The following is a 17,662-nucleotide window of genomic DNA, read 5'->3' on the forward strand; positions in this document are numbered from 1 at the left end:
CGATGGAAACCCTCGCCGAGCTCCAGGCCCAGCTCTCCAAGCTCCGGAACGCCCGTGCCACCGGCGCGGCGAGGGTCGAATTCGTCAGCGGCGAGACGCGGCGCGTCGTCGAACACAAGTCGGACGCCGATCTCGCAGCCGCTATCGCCGACGTGGAGCGTCGCCTTGCGGCGCTCTCGCGGTCCCCCATCACCACCATCCGCTTCAGCTATTCCAAGGGGGCCTGACATGGTGACGGTCGTTCGAGCTGAAGCTGTACTCACGGCACAAAGCAAGTTGAAGCCAGGCCTCGCGAAGGCCGCTGCGGAACTCTCGCAGTTCCGGGCGATGCAGACGAAGGCAAGCGCGGCATTCAATTCCACGGCTGCGCGCGCCATGGCGTTTCAGCAGCGCACCTCCGCTGCCGTCGCTGCCGCCCAAGGGCGCATGCTGGCGGCAGGCCGCAGCCAGCTCGTCACGCTCGGCGGACCGGCCGCGCTTGCAGCGTCATACAAGCAATTTGCTGATGTCGATCGCGAGATCACCCGTATCGGTCTGACCGCGAACACATCGGCTGATGAGCTCGGCGGCGTCCGCAAGGAGATCGAAGGTATCGCTTACGAGACCGCGCAGTCGTCCGGCAAGGTGACCGGCGGTCTCGGAGTTCTGGTTGCGCAAGGCAGGTCGCTCAAGGAAAGCTTGGAGTTTCTGCCCAGTGTCGCTCGCACGGCTGCCGCCACGGGATCGGAGGTCGCCGATATCGCGAAGTCGGCCGATGCTGTTGCGAGCAATTTCAAGATCGCCGGCGCCCAGATGCAAAAGGCATTCGACATCATGTCGGAGGGCGGAAAGGCCGGGCAGTTTGAGCTCCCCGACATGGCTCGATACCTACCCAGCCTGGCACCCGCAGCCTCTGCGGTGGGCTTCACCGGCACAAAGGGGCTGGCAGAGCTGGTTTCGATCCTGCAGGTCATGCGCAAGGGCTCGGGTAGTCCCGAGGAAGCATTCACGTCGCTCAACAACATCCTGATGAAGATGGATAGCGACGAGACGCGGAAGAATTTCAAGAAATTTGGGATCGATTCATCGAAAGCTCTGGAGCAGACGCGCAAATCCGGCGGAAACGTCATCGAGACGTTCGAACGCCTAATCGACATGGCCACCAAGGGCGACAACGCAAAGATCGGCGAGATCGTCAAAGATCAAGAGTTCAAGCGCGGCGTGCTGGCCCTTCGCACCTATCGGGGCGAGTGGCAGAAGATGGTCGAGGCAATTTTGAAGCTGGCGCCCGGGTCTGTCGCACGCGATCTCACGCGCGTCACGAACGATGCCCGTGCTCAGATCGACCGCATGTTCTCCGCGGTCGAGAACCGCGCGGTGCAGGTAGGCGGTGTTCTAGCGAAGCACATCGTTCTCCCGGCTGAGGAGGCGATCAAGCGGATTGAGGAGGGAAAGAACCCGACCGTCAACCGCGTCAACGAGTGGGCGACCCACTACAACGCCGATGTCATCGCGGTGCAGGAGATGCGTGGCGATCCGAAGGGCGACTATGGCCCGGATAGCCGCCGCTTGATCGACGCGCGGAAGGAATTCCTTCAGCGCCAGGAGATTGACGATAAGCGAGCTCGACTGGAAGCCGAGCTCGCCACGCTCGCTGCGAAGCGAAAAAAGCTTTCCGACGATGCCGCGGCCGGAAACGAGATTTTGCCGCCGCACCTGGCGGACGCAAACTCCACGCGCTCGTCCGATGAAGTCAGTGCGATCGATCGGCAGATCTCGGCACTGAAGGAGCAGATCAACGCGATCAATATGTTGGTCGCTGCGTCGAATGAGCTGAATCTGAAGATTGCCGAGGTCCAGGGCGCGCGTGACAAAGCGATGGCCCCCAGCATGTCACTCAAGAACGTGAGCACCGATGTAGGCGCGATGGGCGAAGCCGGCCGCAACGCCGGTCGTCAGTTCAAGGAAGCGCTTGAGGCCGAACTCGCCGCGGTGCCCGGAGCGATCGCACCGCAGATCGCGCGGATACAGGCGATGCTCAACTTCTCGACTTCCCCGAAGATCAATCCGCGCATCAATGGCAGCGTCAGCGGCCTCAATACCGGCTGGCAAGGGGCGGAATGACCATGATCGCCGCCTCCTTCGCATCGGCGTTCGCTAACCCCGTGAGCTTCCTTCGTGAACTCACGGTGCCCTTCCATGAAAACGTAAGGGAAAAAAACGCGCTGAGCTCACGCGAGGCGTCGTCAATTGTGCGCGTTTTTTCTCCAGTTCTGACTTTCGTCGTTTTCGGGATCATGGGGCCTAACGGGACCAAGGAGGCCCGTGGCATGACCTTCCATGATCCAGAAGACGCCCGCCGCTGGCGCCGGCGCCTGAAAAGGCAGAGGGAATATCAGCGAAAATATCGCGAGCGGCTGATTGCCGAGCGCACGCCGGAGCGGGCTGATCTCGCATCGGCATGCCTCGAGGCCTGCCTCACGCTGAGCCTGGCGCAGCTGCCGCAAATGCCACATCTCGTGAAGGCGATCATAGACCGCCTCGTTCTTCGGGGATTCGACCGCCGACGCTCCATCGAACGTCTACAGGATCTCTTCGAGCGGCTTCGCGCGGACCGGTAGCAGCATGGTGCGCACGTCGAGCAAGCATAGCGCCGGGCTGTTTCCCTCCGAGGCGGAAATCGCCCGGAGGCTCAACCAGGAGCCGAGCGAGTGGCGCGCGAAGGCCGCGGTGCTGGAGCGCGACGGCATGCCGAAGGTCGACCCGATTATGGGCGGCCGATACTGGCCGGCACTCCTCGCCTATTTCAATCGCCGCTACGGCATCGCAACCTCTAGCCCGTCCGCCTTGGACGGAATGGAGAATCTCGATGTCCTCAGATAGCAACTACCCCACGCCGGGGTTGAAACGGCGAAGGCGAGCGTCAGGCTCCGCGCTTTATTGGGTGGCGCGGGCAGATATCGTCAAAGCCGGCTACAGCCCTGAAACGGTGCGCCTGCACTATGCCGATACCCCAGCGGATCTTCCCCTGGTTTCGGCCGCATGCCTACGCTTCCAGGCTGAAATGCTTGCTTGGTCGAGTGGCCAGAAGCAGGATTACAAGACCTTCGACGGCACGCTAGGCGCCCTCGCCCGACGCTTCCAAATCGACGACGAAAGCCCCGTCAAGGAATGGAAGTGGAACACCCGTCGGTCGCAACTGCACGTTGTCGGTACCATCGAGAAGGCCTTCGGAAGCCGCGCCCTCTCCGCGCTCGGTCTGAAAGACTTCCGTCGATGGTATGACGCAGCGAGGCAGCCGAAGAAGCCAGGCGGGCCAGAGCGTATCGATCGCGCCTGCAAGATCATGAAGATGATCCGGGAGATGCTGCGCTATGGCATCGCGGCCGAGTTGGCGCAGGGTGATTGCGTTCGCCTGCTCACGATCCTGACCTCGACGGAGTTCAAGGGACCGAAGCGCCGCCGCTCGAAACTCGAACTGTCTCACGTCGAGGCCTTCGTTCCGAGGGCTGTCGCCGCGGGTCGGATGTCCCTCGCGCTCGGTACCGCGCTTCAGTTCGAATCTGGCATGCGCCAGAAGGACGTGATCGGCGAGTGGCTGCCCGTCTCCGCTGACGAGGAGCCATCCGGGATCGTACTGCGCGGCCGTCGAGGCAAGGGCTGGCGACGCTGGTCGAACGGCCTCACCTGGGCCGATCTCGGCAAGGATCTGGTGATCTGCAAGGAAACGACGAAGACCGGCGCGCTCGTCTCGCACGATCTCAAGGAGTTCCCGATCGTCATGTCGCTGCTGGCGCAGATCCCGGCCGATCAACGGCTCGGCGCCCTGATCGTCGATGAGTCGGCCGGCCGTCCCTATGCCGAGTTCGCCTATGCCCGCGACTGGCGCGTCATCGCGCGCGAAGCTGGCATCCCGGACGCGGTGTGGAACGCGGACGCGCGCGCCGGTGCGATCACCGAGGCCGAGGATGCGGGCGCCGATCTCGATACGATCCGCGGATCAGTCGGGCACGCGCAAGCCTCGACAACTGTCCGGTACTCACGCGGCGCGGTCGGAAAGAGCCGGCGCGTTGCGAAGGCCAGAGTCGCGCATCGCGCGGCCGAGAACGAGGCCTGAACAAACCATGGGGAACGCGTTGGGGAACATGGGGAACGCTAGATCAGCGGTAGGCCGTCGTAACAGGCTGACGTTCCAAGAGATTTTTGGAGCGGGCGATCGGGATCGAACCGACGACATTCAGCTTGGGAAGCTGACGTTCTACCACTGAACTACGCCCGCATGCCCTTCACGCTGGCGAAGCAACGCGCGGCAGGCCCGCGTTCATAGCGGGTCCGGGCCCAGGTGTCATCCGGGAATCGCGGGCGATCGCGAGAGGACGAGCGCAGTGCCCGCTCAACCCTTGAAATGCTTGGAGAGCTTCAGGGCCTGTCCCTGATAGTTCGACTTGAGATCGGCGCCATAGAGCGCCTCCGGGCGGGCCGCCATGGTCTCATAGACGAGGCGGCCGACGATCTGGCCGTCCTCGATGATGAAGGGCACGTCGCGCGAACGGACCTCGAGCACGGCGCGGGCACCCTGGCCGCCGGCGGCGCGGTGGCCAAAGCCAGGGTCGAAGAAACCGGCATAATGGACGCGGAATTCGCCGACCAGCGCGTCGAATGGCGTCATCTCGGCGGCATAATCCGGCGGGACATGCACCGCTTCCTTGGAGGCCAGGATGTAGAACTGGCCGGGATCGAGGATCATGCTGCCCGAGCCGTCATCGTGGATCGGCTCCCAGAAATCGGCGGCGCGATAGGCGCCGACGCGGTCGACGTCGATCAACGCCGTATGGTGCTTGCCGCGATAGCCGAGCAGCCCGTCGAAGCCGGAAAGATCGACGCTGACGGCGACGCCGCCCTGGAAAGAGGGCTCGGCCGCGCTGACCAGCGTCTCGCGCAAGTGGATTTCGCCGAGCGCGCGGTCGTCGAGGCGGGTTTCGCCGGCGCGGAAGCGGATCTGCGAGAGGCGCGAGCCGGAGCGGACCAGAATCGGGAAGGTGCGCGGCGAGATCTCGATGAAGAGCGGGCCGTCATAGCCGTCCTCGACCAGATCGAACTCGCGGGCGCGATCGGTGATGACGCGGGTGAAGACATCGAGCCGGCCGGTCGAACTCTTCGGGTTGGCGGCGGCGCGCAGGCCCCTGGGCAGGCGCAGGCCTTCCATCAATTCCGCAATGTAGACGCAGTCCGTCTCAAGCACCGCGCCTTGCGTCAAATCGATCTCGTGCAGCGAGAGGTCCTCGATCCGGCTGCGCACCGTGCGGTCGGGACCGGGCAGGAACGAGGCGCGGACGCGATAGGCCCGCGCGCCCAGGCGCAGGTCGAGGCTCGCCGGCTGGATCTGCCCTTCGGCCGGGGGCCGTGCGAGCGTGATCGCGCCGGCCTCGATGAAGGCGCGGATGGAGCTGTCGGGCTGGATGCCGGGCTTGAAGGTCAGCATGCGCGTTCCGCAGGGGACAATCGGTCATAGCTAGCGAACGAGGCCCTGAAGGCCAAGCATGACGGATGCGGGGCATGCGCAGGCCAGGGGGTTGTCCACGCCAGAATCGCCGCATCCCCGCATTGACGCTGGCGCCGGCTGGCCGATAACACATCACGGCGGCAAAGCCGCGACCGGCCGAAGCGGAGCCTTCGATGTATCAGTCCCAGACGCATGGCGTGCGCGTGACCGCGGCGCCTCGTTTCATGGATGCGGAATCCTCGCATGCGCAGGGCCGCTATTTCTGGGCCTATGCGATCGAGATCGTGAACCTTTCGACGCAGACCGTGCAGTTGATGACCCGGCACTGGTTCATCACCGACGGGCGCGGCGAGGTCCATGAGGTGCGCGGCGAAGGCGTGGTCGGCAAGCAGCCGGTGCTGCGGCCGGGCGAGAGCTTCAACTACACCTCGGGCTGCCCGCTGACGACGCCCGACGGCTCGATGCACGGCTTCTACGCCATGCAGGACGAGAACGGCACGGTCTTCGACGTCGAGGTGCCGCTCTTCCCGCTCGATTCCCCCTATGTGAAGAAGGTTCTGCATTGACCGCCTCCGCTCCAGCCGGGCAGCGCTTTACGCCGCTCGAAATGCTCGCCCGCCTCGTTTCCTTCGACACGGTGAGCGACAAGTCCAATCTCGCCCTGCTCGACTTCGTCGAGGACTATCTCGCCGGCTGGGGCGTCTCGTCCCTGCGCTTCCCGAACGCGACCGGCGACAAGGCCGCCCTGTTCGCGACGGTGGGTCCGCAGGATCGCGGCGGCATCGTGCTCTCCGGCCATACCGATGTCGTGCCGGTGGCGGGGCAAGCCTGGAGCCGCGACCCGTTCACGCTGCATGTCGCGGACGGCAAGGCCTATGGCCGCGGCGCCGTCGACATGAAGGCATTCCTCGCGCTCGGGCTGGCGCTGGTGCCGGATTTCCTGGCGGCGAACCTGAAGACGCCGATCCACCTCTTCCTGTCCTATGACGAGGAGGTGACCTGCCTCGGCGTGGTCGACGGGATCAATGCCATGGGCAAGACCCTGCCGCGGCCCCGTGCGGTCATCGTCGGCGAGCCGACCATGCTCGACATCTGCGACGCCCATAAGGGCGTGCGAACCTTCCAGACCGTGGTGAAGGGCTTCGCGGCGCATTCCTCCAAGCCGCAACTCGGCGCCAGCGCCGTCCATGCCGGGGCGCTGCTCGCCGCCGAACTCGACCAGATGGCCGAGGACGCCAAGCAGCGGCCGGATACGAGCGGCCGCTTCGATCCGCCCTATGACACCGTCCATATCGGCACCTTCCATGGCGGCATCGCCCGCAACATCCTGGCCGATCGCAGCGAGATCCTCTGGGAGATCCGGACGGTGCCGAGTTCCGATCCCGAAGCCGGCCCGGCTCGCTTCGCGAAGACGGCCGACAACGTGCTGGCGCGGATGCGCTCGACCGCGCCGAGCGCGGCGATCGAGACGCAGATGACCTCGGACGTGCCGGGATTGGCGCCCGATCCGGGCTCGGAGGCCGAGCGGCTCGCGATGCGGCTCTCCGGCCGCAACCACACGATCGCCGTCGCCTATGCGACCGAAGCCGGGCATTTCCAGCAGGCGGGACTTCCGACCGTGGTCTGCGGCCCCGGCTCGATCGACCAGGCGCATCAGCCGGACGAGTACATCACGCTGGAGCAACTGGCAGCCGGCGAGGCTTTCATGCGCAAGCTGATGGCGGAGTGCCAGGCGGGGTAGAGGCTGGCATTTGTCTCAGCCCGCCGCACCTCGATCGCACCAAGCGCGACAATAAGAGCGCGGGGAACCCTCTCCCGTAGGGAGAGGGCAGGGTGAGGGGTCGGCCGCTCACCGTGCTTGCTGTGAGGTGGTCGCTGCGGTGAGGCTGCGTTTTGCTGGTCCAGGGGCCGACACCTCACCCCTACCCCTCTCCTTACAGGAGAGGGGTTCCCCGCAGTTCCAATGCCTCTACTGCCCCGCCGTCTGCCCCTCTTCGACCTCGGCCGGGTCGAAGGAATAGCGCCGCGAGCAGAATTCGCAAGTGACGCCGAGCTTGCCGTCATCGGCGATCATCGCCTTGCGATCCTCGGGCGCGAAGCCGCGCAGCATCGAGAGCACGCGTTCGCGCGAGCAGCGGCAGGCCTCGTGCACGGTGACCGGCTCGAAGACCCGGGCGCCGCGCTCGTGGAACAGACGATAGAGCAGCCGCTCGCTTTCCAGCGTCGGGTCGAGCAGTTCGTGATCCTCGACCGTCTCGACCAGCGAGCGGGCCTCCATCCAGGCATCGTCGGCGATGCCGTCCGGATCGGGGTTGGCGAGGATCTCATGCCCCTCGGGCGCATCGCCGGGATGCATGTCGGCCGCGCGCAGGCGGTCCGGCGAATGCGGCATGAACTGCACGAGGATGCCGCCGGCGCGCCATTGCGGGCGCCCGCCGGTGGTGACCGTGCCGACGCCGAGCCTGACCCGCGTCGGGATCTGCTCGGACTGGCGGAAATACTGGTGCGCGGCCTCTTCGAGGCTCTGGCCCTTGAGCGCGACGATACCCTGGTAGCGCGTCGTGGCCGAGCCCTGGTCGACGGTCATGGCGAGATGGCCCTCGCCGAGCAGTTCCCCGGTCGAGACCTTGTCGAGCGCGATCGCCTCGACGAGCTTGGCCTCGTCGATATGGGCGACGGCGCGGAAGTTGTCGGGCGCGTTGAAATCGACGACCATCATCGGGATGGCCCCGTCGCTCTTGGTCTGGAGCTGGAAGCGGCCCTCGAACTTGAGCGCCGTGCCGAGCAGGACGGTGAGCGCCGCCGCCTCGCCCAGCACGCGCGAGACGGGCTCGGGATAGCCGTGGCGATCGAGGATCGTGTCGATCGAGGCGCCCAGCCGCACGATGCGGCCGCGCACGTCGAGATCGGGCACGGCGAAGGGGATGACCCGATCGTCGAGCCCGGCGGTGCTCATGGTCTCGTCCACGGCCATCAGGCCGCGACTCCGCCGAAGCACCAGGCCAGAATGCCCTTCTGCGCGTGCAGGCGGTTCTCGGCCTCGTCGAAGACGGCCGATTGCGGGCCGTCCATGATCGCGTCCGTGACCTCCTCGCCGCGCGACGCCGGCAGGCAGTGCATGAAGATCGCGTCCTTCTCGGCGCGCTGCATCAGCCTGTCGTCGACCTGATAGGGCCGCAGCAGGTTGTGGCGGGTGCCTTCCTCGTCGCCCATCGAGACCCAGCAATCGGTGATGACGCAATCGGCGCCCTCGACCGCTTCCTCGGGCCGATTGGTGAGCGTGATCTTCGCGCCCTGCTTCTTCGCCCAGGTCATCAGGGCCGGCGGCGGCGCCAGCTCCTCGGGCGTCGCGACGGCGAGCTCGAAATCGAGCCGGCCGGCGGCATGGACCCAGGAGGTCAGCACATTGTTGGTGTCGCCGGTCCAGGCGATGCGCTTGCCCTCGATCGCGCCCTTGCGCTGCTCGAAGGTCATGACATCGGCCATGACCTGGCAGGGATGCTGGCGCTTGGTCAGGCCGTTGATCACCGGGACGGTGGCGTATTTCGCCATCTCGACCAGCGAGTCGTGGTCGAGGATGCGGATCATGATCGCATCGACATAGCGCGAGAGTACGCGGGCAGTGTCCGCGATGGTCTCGCGCTCGCCGAGCTCGATCTCATGGCCGGCGACCATCATCGGCGAGCCGCCGAGCTCACGGATGCCGACATCGAAGGAGACGCGGGTGCGCAGGCTCGGCTGCTCGAAGATGGTCGCGACGACCTTGCCTTCGAGCAGGCGGTCGCCCGCCGCGGCGGGGGTACGGCGTCGCGCCTTGATCTCCTCGCCCGTGCGCAGGATCGCGCGCAGCTCGCTGCCGGAGAAATCGGAGAGATCGAGGAAATGGCGCGTCACGGGCGCTTCCTTACGCTTCGCTAGTGTGGGTCTTGCGGGTGAACTTATTCGGCGGCCGGGCGCTTGAGCGTGGCCTCGATCGCGCTGGCCGTCTTGTCGAGACGCGACACCGCTTCCGCAACATCGGCCTCGGTGATGATCAGCGGCGGCAGCAGGCGCACGACATTGTCGCCGGCGCCGACGACGAGCAGGCCGTGAGCGCGCGCCTCGTTGACGAAATCGGTGTTCAGCGTGTGCAGCTTGAGGCCGAGCATCAGGCCCTCGCCGCGGATCTCGGCGATGATGCCGGGATGCTTGTCCTTGAGCTCGGCCAGCGACTGCTTGAGCCGAAGCGCGATCTGACCGACGCGCTCGATGAAGCCCGGCTCCAGCACGACGTCGAGCACGGCATTGCCGACCGCCATGGCGAGCGGGTTGCCGCCGAAGGTCGTGCCATGGGTGCCGAGCGTCATCCCGGAGGCCGCCTCCTCGGTCGCGAGGCAGGCGCCCATCGGGAAGCCGCCGCCGATGCCCTTGGCGATCGACATGATGTCCGGCGAGACGCCGTACATCTCATGGGCGAAGAACTTGCCGGTGCGGCCGACGCCGGTCTGAATCTCGTCGAAGATCAGCATCAGGCCCTGCTCGTCGCAGAGCTCGCGCAGCAGCTTGAGGAAGCGGGCCGGCACGGAGCGCAGGCCGCCCTCGCCCTGGATCGGCTCGATCATCAGCGCGGCGGTTTCCGGCGTGATCGCGGCCCGCAGGGCCTTCTCGTCGTCGAAAGGCACCTGATCGAAGCCGTCGACCTTGGGGCCGAAGCCGTCGATATATTTCTGCTGGCCGCCGGCGGCGATGGTCGCCAGCGTCCGGCCGTGGAAGGCGCCCTCGAAGGTGATGATGCGGTAGCGCTCGGGATGGCCCTTCGCGGCGTGGTATTTCCGCGCCATCTTGATGGCGCACTCGTTCGCTTCGGCGCCCGAATTGGTGAAGAAGACTCGGCTTGCGAAAGTCGCCTCGCAGAGCCGGCGGGCGAGCCGCTCGCCATCCGGCGCGCCATAGAGATTCGAGGTGTGCCAGATCTTGCCGGCCTGCTCGGTCAGCGTCTTGACGAGATGCGGATGGGCGTGGCCGAGCGCGTTGACCGCGATGCCGGCGCCGAAATCGAGATAGCGCGTGCCGTCGGCCGTGATCGCCCAGGGGCCTTCGCCGCGCTCGAAGGCGACGGGGGCGCGGGCATAGGTCGGGACGAGCACGGACTGGCTGGCGGAAACAGGGGCGGGAGCCATGATACGAAGATCCTCGCGAAGGGGACGGGGTGAGATCGGATTGGCGCTGGATTGATAACGACGATCCGGGGATGAGCGCTGCATGATGCAGCCATGATACGACCCGGCGGCGACGTTATCGTCGCACCCAGCTCCTGACCTCTCGTCGCGCCGTCATCCGCATCGTCGGAACCTTGATCCGCCAAACATAAGCGCCGCCCGAGCGGGGCGGCGTCACCTTGTGGATAAATATGCTTAAGGCGGCCGCGACTGTCAATTGAATGCCGCTGGGACAGTGTTGCCGAAAGGATTCGCTTGACCGCGTAATCGCGAATCGTCTGGGGAAAAGCCTAATTGGGATTCGCCGACTCTTGTTCGCGAGTCACCGCAGCTTGTATGGTCGGCTTCGTCAGATACGACATTTCGTGCGGCGCCTCCTGTACCGTCTGTTGCGGCAGCAACGGCTTTGTCCCTGCGACAGAGCCGCCGGTCCCGGATTCCGTCACGAAGCGCCCTTAAAGGCAGGACCCGCGAGGGGCCGGCCGGACAAGACAGGTGATGCGGATGAACGAAGCCGGAGCATGGACGGACGAGCGCGTCGAGCAGCTCAAAAAGCTCTGGAGCGACGGGCTGAGCGCCAGCCAGATCGCCGCCGAGCTGGGTAACGTCACGCGCAATGCGGTGATCGGCAAGGTCCATCGTCTCGGCCTCTCGGGCCGGGCCAAGAGCGCGGCACAGCCCGCCGCGCCGCGCAACAGCGCCCCGCGCAAGGCCCCGGCCCGCTCGCCGAGCCACCCGATGGCCGGCGCGACGCCGGCCCCGACGCGCGGCGCCCATGCGCTGGCGCCGGATTTCGCACCCGAGGCGGAGAGCGAGGTCGAAGCCGCGCCTGCGCTGTCCGAGGATGTGGTGATCCCGTTCTCGGAGCGCGTCACCATCATGGATCTGCGCGAGTATATGTGCCGCTGGCCGATGGGCGACCCGACGAGCCCGGATTTCCGCTTCTGCGGCGCCCGCTCGCAGACCGGCCTGCCCTATTGCAGCCACCATGCCCGCATCGCCTACCAGCCCGCCGCCGATCGCCGGCGCGACCGGAGCAAGGCCCGGGCCTGAGAGGTTTCGGAACATCGATAGCAAAAACCGGCCTTTCGGCCGGTTTTTTTGTTGGACGGTCGAAAGTTCCGTCATGCTCGGGCTTGACCGAGCATCTCATGACCAGGAGACGCCAGAGCCTCCTCCGGAAAGAGATTCCCGGGTCTGCGCTTCGCTCCGCCCGAGAATGACGGTGGTGTCACAACCGCCTTTTCTTCTCCAGCGAGCGGCTCCAGCGCGAGAGCGCGAAACAGATCAGCCAGTAGATCGCCCCCGAGAAGACATAGGCCTCCATGTTCATGCCGACCCAGTTGGGATCGGCCAGCGAGGCCTGGGCGATGCCGAGCAGGTCGAGGATCGAGACGACCAGCACCAGCGTCGTGTTCTTGATCAGCGCAATGAACTCGTTGGTCATCGCCGGCAGCGAGATGCGCAGCGCCTGCGGCAGCACGATCAGGCCCGTCGCCTTCCAGTAGCTGAGACCGAGCGCGGTCGCGGCCTCGCGCTGGCCCTTGGGCAGGGCCTGCAGGCCGCCGCGCACCGCTTCCGCCATATAGGCTGCGATGACGAAGCCGAGCCCGATGACGGCGCGCGCCAGACGGTCGATGCCGATGCCGCCGGGCAGGATCAGCGGCAGCAGGAGCGAGGCGAGGAAGATCACGGCGATGATCGGCACGCCGCGCCAGAACTCGATGAAGATCACGCTGATCAGGCGGATGATCCGGAGTTCCGATTGCCGGCCCAGCGCGAAGAGGATGCCGAGCGGGATCGCGATCAGGCTGGAATAGATCGAGATGAACAGGGTGAGCATCAGCCCGCCCCATTCGCGCGTCTCGACATAAGCCAGGCCGAAGCCGCCGGAGAGCAGCCAGATGCCGAGCGGCGGCAGGACGACCAGCAGCGCCAGTGTGAGATTCAGTTTGAAGCGCTGCGGCGCGAAGACCACCGAGAGCACGCCCGCCAGGACCAGAAGCCCGGCGATATCGACGCGCCAGCGCTGGTCGACCGGGTAGAGCCCGTACATGAACTGGCCGAAGCGGGCCCGGATGAAGACCCAGCAGGCGCCGCCGGGCGCGCAATCGGCCCGCGTCGAACCGACCCAGGTCGCGTCGATCACGGCCCAGCGGATCAGCGGTATCGCGATCCATGCCATCAGGACGACCAGCACCATCGAGGTGAAGCCGGTGAAGGGCGTGGCGAAGAGGCGCTCGCGCCAGATCGAGAGGGCGGAGGTGCGGGTCATCGCGTCACCAGCGCGATACGCGCGTTGTACCAGTTCATCAGCGCGGAGACCGCGAGGCCGATGACGAGATAGACCGCGAGCGTCATCGCGATGATCTCGATCGCCTGGCCGGTATTGTTGAGCGCCGAGCCCATGAACAGGCTGACCACGTCGGGATAGGCGATCGCCGCGCCGAAGGACGAGTTCTTGAGCACGTTCAGATACTGGTTGGTCAATGGCGGGGTCATCACACGCAAGGCCTGCGGGATGACGACGAGGCTCAAGGTTCGGCCGGGGCGCAGGCCCAGTGCCGAGGCTGCCTCGGTCTGGCCCCTCGCCACGGATTCGATGCCGCCGCGCACGATCTCGGCGATGAATCCGGCGGTATAGGTGACGAGCGCGGCGAGCAGCGCGACGAATTCAGGGATGACGACGAAGCCGCCGCGATAGTTGAAGCCGCGCAGCACGGGAATGTCCCAGCGCGTGGCGAGGCTGGCCCAGGCGATGGCGAGCGCCGGGACGACCACGATCAGGCCGATGCCGATGGCGAGCAATGGCGCATCCTGGCCGGTGCGGTCCTTGCGGCGGCGCGCCCAGGCGCTGGCCAGCCAGTAGCCGAGCCAGGAGGCGAAGATCGCCAGCGCCGCCCAGCGGAAATTGCCGGGCGCATCCGGCAGCGGCATGGTGAGGCCGCGATTGTTGAGGAACGCGACGCCGAACAGGCCGATGCTCTGGCGCGGCTGCGGCAGGGCGGCGATGACGCCGAAATACCAGAACAGCACGAAGAACAGCAGCGGGATGTTGCGGACGAACTCGATATAGGCGCCAGCGATGGTCGAGAGCAGCCAGTGCGAGGACAGGCGCGCGATGCCGATGGCGAAGCCGAGCACGGTCGCCAGCACGATCGCGATCACGGTCACCAGCATGGTATTGGCGACGCCGACCCAGAACAGTGCGAAGATATCGTCGGACTGGGTGTACCCGGTCAGCACGAAGGGCACCTCGATGCCCGATGTCCGCCAGAGGAAGTCAAAGCCAGAGGCGATGCCGGCCTTGACCATGTTCTCCGAGGCATTGCGCACGAAGAACACGGTCAAGCCCACCAGCAGCAGGATCAGGGCGATCTGGTAGAACCAGTCCCGCACGCGCTTGTCGTTGATGAAGGATAGAAAGCTGCTCACGACCACCTCGACCGAGGTTCGCGGACGTCATTCCCGGGCTTGACCCGGGAATCTCGTGACGCTTGGGCTGGATTCCGAGATGGCCGGGTCAAGCCCGGCCATGACGAGCCTTAACCCGCTCTCACTGGAAGGGCGGGGTGAAGAGCAGGCCGCCCTTGAGCCAGAGCTGGTTCTGGCCGCGTTCGAGCTTCAGCGGGGAACCCATGCCGACGGTGCGCTCGTAGCTCTCGCCGTAATTCCCGACCTGCTTGATGGCGTTGTACATCCAGTCGTTCGACAGCCCCATCATCGCGCCGAAGCCGCCCTCGGCGCCGAGCAGGCGGCGGACTTCCGAGTTCTTGGAGTTCGCCTTCATCTCGTCGACGTTCTTGGAGGTGACGCCGAGCGCCTCGGCCGCGATCATGCCGTTCAGCACCCAGCGCACGATGAGCTGCCAGCGCTCGTCGCCCCAGCGCGTCACCGGCCCCTGCGGATCGTTCGAGATCGGCTGGGTCAGGATGACATGCTCTTCCGGGTTCTTGAGCTTGGCGCGCTGGCCGGCGAGGGCGCCGACGCCGGCGGTATAGGCGTCGCAGCGACCGGCGTCATAGGCGGCGATGGCGTCGTCGTTCTTCTGGAAATTGGTGATGGTGGTCTTGAGGTTGCGTTCGCGGAACCAGTCGGCGGCGTTCTTCTCCTCGGTCGAGCCGGCGGCGACGCAGACCGAGGCGCCGTCGAGATCGGCGGCCGTCTTGGCATTGGCCGACTTGCGGACGATGAAGGTCTGGCCCTCGTAGAAATTGATGCCCTGGAAATTCAGCCCGAGCGTGGCGTTGCGCGAGAAGGTGATGGTCGAGTTGCGCGAGAGCAGGTCGACCTGGCCGGACTGCAGGATGGGCCAGCGCTGCTGCACCGAGGTCGGCGTGAACTTCACCTTGCCGGCATCGCCGAGCACCGCGGCGGCCAGCGCCTTGCAGTAATCGACGTCGAGGCCGCTCCACTCGCCCTTGTCATTGGCGAAGGAAAAGCCGGGCAGGCCGAGATGCACGCCGCATTCGAGATTGCCGCGCGCCTTGATGGCGTCGAGCGTCGGGCTCGGCGCCAATTGCTGCGCCTGCGCCATCGAAACCCCTGCAGCAAGGAAAGCCGCCGCACCCAAAATCCTGAAGGTCGTCATATCCGTCTCCCCGAAGCCGTCATGGGCTTTCTGTGTTGGAGACCGACTATGCAACAGGCGTACCGAAAGCGGTAGCGGCGGAAATGCCAATCCGCGTCAGTTGCCGAAGATCGTGTTGAGCTGGCTGCCGACCATGATGAAGGTGGTGCGCTTCGGCATCTCCTTCAGCCGGACGGCGCCGATATAGGTCATGGCCGAGCGGACGCCGCCCATCAATTCCTGCATCGTGCCCTCGACCGGGCCGCGATAGGGCACCTCGACGGTCTTGCCCTCTGAGGCCCGGTACTTGGCGACGCCGCCGGAATACTTGTTCATCGCCGTGTCCGAGGACATGCCGTAGAAGGTCATCGCGACCGGCACCTTCTCGCCGTCGCGCTCCTCGTAGCGGATTTCGCCCTCGCATTCGTCATGGCCGGCGAGCATGCCGCCCATCATCACGAAATCGGCGCCGCCGCCATAGGCCTTGGCGACGTCGCCCGGCACGGTGAGCCCGCCATCGCCGCAGACGAAGCCCTTCAGGCCATGGGCGGCATCGGCGCATTCGATGATGGCCGAGAGCTGGGGATAGCCGACGCCGGTCATCTTGCGGGTGGTGCAGACCGAGCCCGGCCCGATGCCGACCTTGACGATATCGGCGCCGGCCAGGATCAGCGCCTCGGTCATGTCGCCGGTCACGACATTACCGGCCATGATCGCGGCGTCGGGGAAGGCGGCGCGCGTCGCCTTGACCGTGTCGACGAATTTCTCGGTATAGCCGTTGGCGACGTCGAGGCAGATCTTCGTGATCGGCGACTGAGCGTGAACCGCCTTCAACTTGTCATGGTCGGAATCCGTGGTGCCCAGCGAGTAGAAGGCATTGGCGGAGCCGGGCTCGCGGAAGAAGGCGATCAGCTCCTCGGCGCCATAATGCTTGTGCAGGGCGACCATGGCGCCGTGCCTCAGCAGCGCGCGGGCCATCGCCATGGTGCCGACAACGTCCATATTGGCGGCGATCAGCGGGAATCCCTTCCACTCCTCGCCAGTATGGGCGAAGCGGAAGGAGCGCTCGACATCGACCTCGGCGCGGCTGCCCAGCGTCGAGCGCTTCGGACGGATCAGCACGTCGCGGAAATCGAGCTTCGGATCATTTTCGATGCGCATGACCGGGCCTCTGGCTATCGTGCCGCAGAGCAGGGCCGGCGGCCGCACGCGGGAGAGGCGTGCGCCGATTCATAGCGTCGGGGATGGGGCCGGCGCAATCCCGAGCCGGTTTCCGCTCAGGCTGCGGCCGCCGGCGGCGCGTTGACACGAGCGTTCTTGCGGATCGTATAGAGCGTCGCGCCGATGACGATGGCGGCACCGATCCAGGTCGTCAGCCTGGGAATCTCGGCGAAGAAGACGAAGCCGGTGAAGCTCGCCAGCAGCAGGCGGCTGAAATCGAGCGGCGCCAGCGCCGCCGCCTCGCCAACCTGATAGGCGCGGGTGATCAGCCACTGCCCGGCCGTGCCGAACAGGCTGAGCGTGATCAGCCAGAACCATTGATCGGGCGTCGGCGGCTGCCACCAGAGCAAGGTCGGCACGGCCAATAGCACGATCAGCACCATGGCCCTGGTAGAGCAGGATCGTATCGGTGCGCTCGCTCGCGGCAAGCTTGCGAACGCTGACCGTGATGGCGGCGCCGCAGATCGCGCCGGCGACCGCGAGCAAGGCGTAGATGTCGAGCCCCTCCGAGCTCGGACGCAGCATGATCAGCACGCCGACGAAGCCGATCACGGTGGCGGCCCAGCGCCGGCCGTCGACCACCTCCTTGAGAAAGAGCACCGCCGCGATGGTGACGAACAGCACCTGGCTGAAGCCGATCGCAGTCGCCTGCGCGAGCGGAATTTTGACGATGGCCGTGAAGCCGCAGAGCATGGAGAGCAGCGTGACCACGCTGCGGAAGATCTGCAGGCCGAGCCGGTCGGTATGCAGGGCCAGGCGCAGGCTGCCGGCGGCGAAGAGCAGCAGGATCGCGGTCATGATCACCTGCCGGATCAGCAGGATCTGGACGAGCGGGATGCCCTGGCCGACATGCTTGATGCCGGCGACCATCACGGCATAGACCAGCATCGCCGAGACCATGAAGACCGAGCCGCGCAGGTTCGGGCTGGCGCCGCGCCACCAGTAGCGCAGCCGCTGCCGGCGGGTTTCGAGCCAGCCGATCCGGCCCGGCCCGGGGCCGCCGGGCGGTTCGGGCTCGACGATCGGGACAGGACGGGCGAGACCCGGCTCGGGAGGCGCGGACGCAGCCGGCTCGTGCCAGGGGGCATCGCCCTCGAACCCCGGCCGACCCTGCCGGCCGGACTGCCGCTCCTCGCTCATCACCCTCAACCAGTGGTCGGCGGCCGCTCAACGGCCGGGCATTTCATCCCT

17 protein-coding genes, 1 tRNA gene and 1 pseudogene are annotated in these 17,662 nt (G+C 66.1%); 8 read left to right on the forward strand and 11 right to left on the reverse strand.

Annotated elements, in window-relative coordinates:
* Positions 1–2: 2 nt before the first annotated feature.
* From OCUBac02_RS01160 to OCUBac02_RS01180, 5 genes are read left to right on the forward strand one after another with little or no spacing between them, the layout of a single operon-like run.
* Positions 3–227 (forward strand): phage head-tail joining protein, encoded by a 225-nt coding sequence (locus OCUBac02_RS01160; protein ID WP_173043142.1) that lies wholly within the window; start codon positions 3–5, stop codon positions 225–227.
* Between the two features lies 1 nt (position 228).
* A complete protein-coding gene (locus tag OCUBac02_RS01165; RefSeq protein WP_173043143.1) occupies positions 229–2,103 on the forward strand; it encodes a phage tail tape measure protein in 1,875 nt (624 codons plus the stop codon).
* Complete coding sequence (locus tag OCUBac02_RS01170; RefSeq protein WP_173043144.1) at positions 2,100–2,600, forward strand: hypothetical protein; 501 nt, start codon at positions 2,100–2,102, stop codon at positions 2,598–2,600. The genes OCUBac02_RS01165 and OCUBac02_RS01170 overlap by 4 nt, the downstream gene beginning before the upstream one ends.
* A 4-nt stretch (positions 2,601–2,604) precedes the next feature.
* Positions 2,605–2,862 carry a hypothetical protein gene (locus tag OCUBac02_RS01175; protein WP_173043145.1) on the forward strand — a complete coding sequence of 86 codons (258 nt, stop codon included), beginning with the start codon at positions 2,605–2,607 and terminating at the stop codon, positions 2,860–2,862.
* Entirely contained in the window at positions 2,849–4,096 is a 1,248-nt protein-coding gene (locus tag OCUBac02_RS01180) for a site-specific integrase (RefSeq protein WP_173043146.1), read from the forward strand. The genes OCUBac02_RS01175 and OCUBac02_RS01180 overlap by 14 nt, the downstream gene beginning before the upstream one ends.
* An 87-nt stretch (positions 4,097–4,183) precedes the next feature.
* Here the strand turns inward: OCUBac02_RS01180 and OCUBac02_RS01185 are convergent.
* Positions 4,184–4,258: transfer RNA gene (locus OCUBac02_RS01185), tRNA-Gly, on the reverse strand.
* A 114-nt stretch (positions 4,259–4,372) separates the two neighbouring features.
* Positions 4,373–5,461: a 2'-deoxycytidine 5'-triphosphate deaminase gene (locus OCUBac02_RS01190; protein WP_173043147.1), complete on the reverse strand. Its 1,089-nt coding sequence runs from the start codon at positions 5,459–5,461 to the stop codon at positions 4,373–4,375.
* 194 nt (positions 5,462–5,655) lie between these two features.
* On the opposite strand from OCUBac02_RS01190, the gene apaG reads away from it, so the two are divergent.
* Positions 5,656–6,048 carry a Co2+/Mg2+ efflux protein ApaG gene (gene apaG, locus OCUBac02_RS01195; protein ID WP_173043148.1) on the forward strand — a complete coding sequence of 131 codons (393 nt, stop codon included), beginning with the start codon at positions 5,656–5,658 and terminating at the stop codon, positions 6,046–6,048.
* Positions 6,045–7,223, forward strand: a complete 1,179-nt coding sequence (argE, locus tag OCUBac02_RS01200; RefSeq protein WP_280528838.1) for an acetylornithine deacetylase — start codon at positions 6,045–6,047, stop codon at positions 7,221–7,223. The genes apaG and argE overlap by 4 nt, the downstream gene beginning before the upstream one ends.
* Before the next feature lie 228 nt (positions 7,224–7,451).
* On the opposite strand, the gene OCUBac02_RS01205 is transcribed toward argE, so the two are convergent.
* From OCUBac02_RS01205 to OCUBac02_RS01215, 3 genes are read right to left on the reverse strand one after another with little or no spacing between them, the layout of a single operon-like run.
* On the reverse strand, positions 7,452–8,456 hold the full coding sequence (locus OCUBac02_RS01205; protein ID WP_173043149.1) for an Hsp33 family molecular chaperone: 1,005 nt from the start codon (positions 8,454–8,456) through the stop codon (positions 7,452–7,454).
* Complete coding sequence (gene argF / locus OCUBac02_RS01210) at positions 8,456–9,376, reverse strand: ornithine carbamoyltransferase (RefSeq protein WP_047577722.1); 921 nt, start codon at positions 9,374–9,376, stop codon at positions 8,456–8,458. Before argF ends, OCUBac02_RS01205 begins: the two co-directional genes overlap by 1 nt.
* A gap of 44 nt (positions 9,377–9,420) precedes the next feature.
* Complete coding sequence (locus tag OCUBac02_RS01215; protein ID WP_173043150.1) at positions 9,421–10,641, reverse strand: aspartate aminotransferase family protein; 1,221 nt, start codon at positions 10,639–10,641, stop codon at positions 9,421–9,423.
* A 543-nt stretch (positions 10,642–11,184) separates the two neighbouring features.
* Here OCUBac02_RS01215 and OCUBac02_RS01220 point away from each other — a divergent pair.
* Positions 11,185–11,733 (forward strand): GcrA family cell cycle regulator, encoded by a 549-nt coding sequence (locus OCUBac02_RS01220; protein WP_173043151.1) that lies wholly within the window; start codon positions 11,185–11,187, stop codon positions 11,731–11,733.
* Positions 11,734–11,911: 178 nt separating this feature from the next.
* On the opposite strand, the gene OCUBac02_RS01225 is transcribed toward OCUBac02_RS01220, so the two are convergent.
* The 6 genes and pseudogenes from OCUBac02_RS01225 to OCUBac02_RS27590 form a co-directional block, all read right to left on the reverse strand.
* Positions 11,912–12,955 carry an amino acid ABC transporter permease gene (locus OCUBac02_RS01225; RefSeq protein WP_047580746.1) on the reverse strand — a complete coding sequence of 348 codons (1,044 nt, stop codon included), beginning with the start codon at positions 12,953–12,955 and terminating at the stop codon, positions 11,912–11,914.
* On the reverse strand, positions 12,952–14,115 hold the full coding sequence (locus OCUBac02_RS01230) for an amino acid ABC transporter permease (RefSeq protein WP_244639056.1): 1,164 nt from the start codon (positions 14,113–14,115) through the stop codon (positions 12,952–12,954). The genes OCUBac02_RS01225 and OCUBac02_RS01230 overlap by 4 nt, the downstream gene beginning before the upstream one ends.
* 121 nt (positions 14,116–14,236) lie before the next feature.
* Positions 14,237–15,271, reverse strand: coding sequence for a transporter substrate-binding domain-containing protein (locus OCUBac02_RS01235; RefSeq protein ID WP_197933300.1), 1,035 nt, complete (start codon positions 15,269–15,271; stop codon positions 14,237–14,239).
* 96 nt (positions 15,272–15,367) lie between these two features.
* A complete protein-coding gene (locus OCUBac02_RS01240; protein WP_047580355.1) occupies positions 15,368–16,411 on the reverse strand; it encodes a GMP reductase in 1,044 nt (347 codons plus the stop codon).
* Positions 16,412–16,527: 116 nt separating this feature from the next.
* Positions 16,528–16,854 carry an EamA family transporter gene (locus OCUBac02_RS27585; RefSeq protein ID WP_465247771.1) on the reverse strand — a complete coding sequence of 109 codons (327 nt, stop codon included), beginning with the start codon at positions 16,852–16,854 and terminating at the stop codon, positions 16,528–16,530.
* Between the two features lie 148 nt (positions 16,855–17,002).
* Positions 17,003–17,611 (reverse strand): annotated as a pseudogene (locus OCUBac02_RS27590) (DMT family transporter); the annotation flags it as partial.
* Positions 17,612–17,662: the final 51 nt, after the last annotated feature.

Origin of the sequence: Bosea sp. ANAM02 (assembly GCF_011764485.1) — a bacterium.
GTDB lineage: Bacteria > Pseudomonadota > Alphaproteobacteria > Rhizobiales > Beijerinckiaceae > Allobosea.

Excerpts from the sequence above, each read along its gene's own strand:
- OCUBac02_RS01160 (WP_173043142.1), top strand. The coding sequence starts at position 3 with ATGGAAACCCTCGCCGAGCTCCAGGCCCAGCTCTCCAAGCTCCGGAAC.
- OCUBac02_RS01175 (WP_173043145.1), top strand. The coding sequence starts at position 2,605 with ATGGTGCGCACGTCGAGCAAGCATAGCGCCGGGCTGTTTCCCTCCGAG.
- OCUBac02_RS01220 (WP_173043151.1), top strand. The coding sequence starts at position 11,185 with ATGAACGAAGCCGGAGCATGGACGGACGAGCGCGTCGAGCAGCTCAAA.
- OCUBac02_RS01215 (WP_173043150.1), bottom strand. The coding sequence starts at position 10,641 with ATGGCTCCCGCCCCTGTTTCCGCCAGCCAGTCCGTGCTCGTCCCGACC.
- OCUBac02_RS01190 (WP_173043147.1), bottom strand. The coding sequence starts at position 5,461 with ATGCTGACCTTCAAGCCCGGCATCCAGCCCGACAGCTCCATCCGCGCC.
- OCUBac02_RS01225 (WP_047580746.1), bottom strand. The coding sequence starts at position 12,955 with ATGACCCGCACCTCCGCCCTCTCGATCTGGCGCGAGCGCCTCTTCGCC.
- OCUBac02_RS01240 (WP_047580355.1), bottom strand. The coding sequence starts at position 16,411 with ATGCGCATCGAAAATGATCCGAAGCTCGATTTCCGCGACGTGCTGATC.
- OCUBac02_RS01170 (WP_173043144.1), top strand. The coding sequence starts at position 2,100 with ATGACCATGATCGCCGCCTCCTTCGCATCGGCGTTCGCTAACCCCGTG.
- OCUBac02_RS01180 (WP_173043146.1), top strand. The coding sequence starts at position 2,849 with ATGTCCTCAGATAGCAACTACCCCACGCCGGGGTTGAAACGGCGAAGG.
- apaG (WP_173043148.1), top strand. The coding sequence starts at position 5,656 with ATGTATCAGTCCCAGACGCATGGCGTGCGCGTGACCGCGGCGCCTCGT.
- OCUBac02_RS01165 (WP_173043143.1), top strand. The coding sequence starts at position 229 with ATGGTGACGGTCGTTCGAGCTGAAGCTGTACTCACGGCACAAAGCAAG.
- OCUBac02_RS01235 (WP_197933300.1), bottom strand. The coding sequence starts at position 15,271 with ATGACGACCTTCAGGATTTTGGGTGCGGCGGCTTTCCTTGCTGCAGGG.
- OCUBac02_RS01205 (WP_173043149.1), bottom strand. The coding sequence starts at position 8,456 with ATGGCCGTGGACGAGACCATGAGCACCGCCGGGCTCGACGATCGGGTC.
- OCUBac02_RS27585 (WP_465247771.1), bottom strand. The coding sequence starts at position 16,854 with ATGGTGCTGATCGTGCTATTGGCCGTGCCGACCTTGCTCTGGTGGCAG.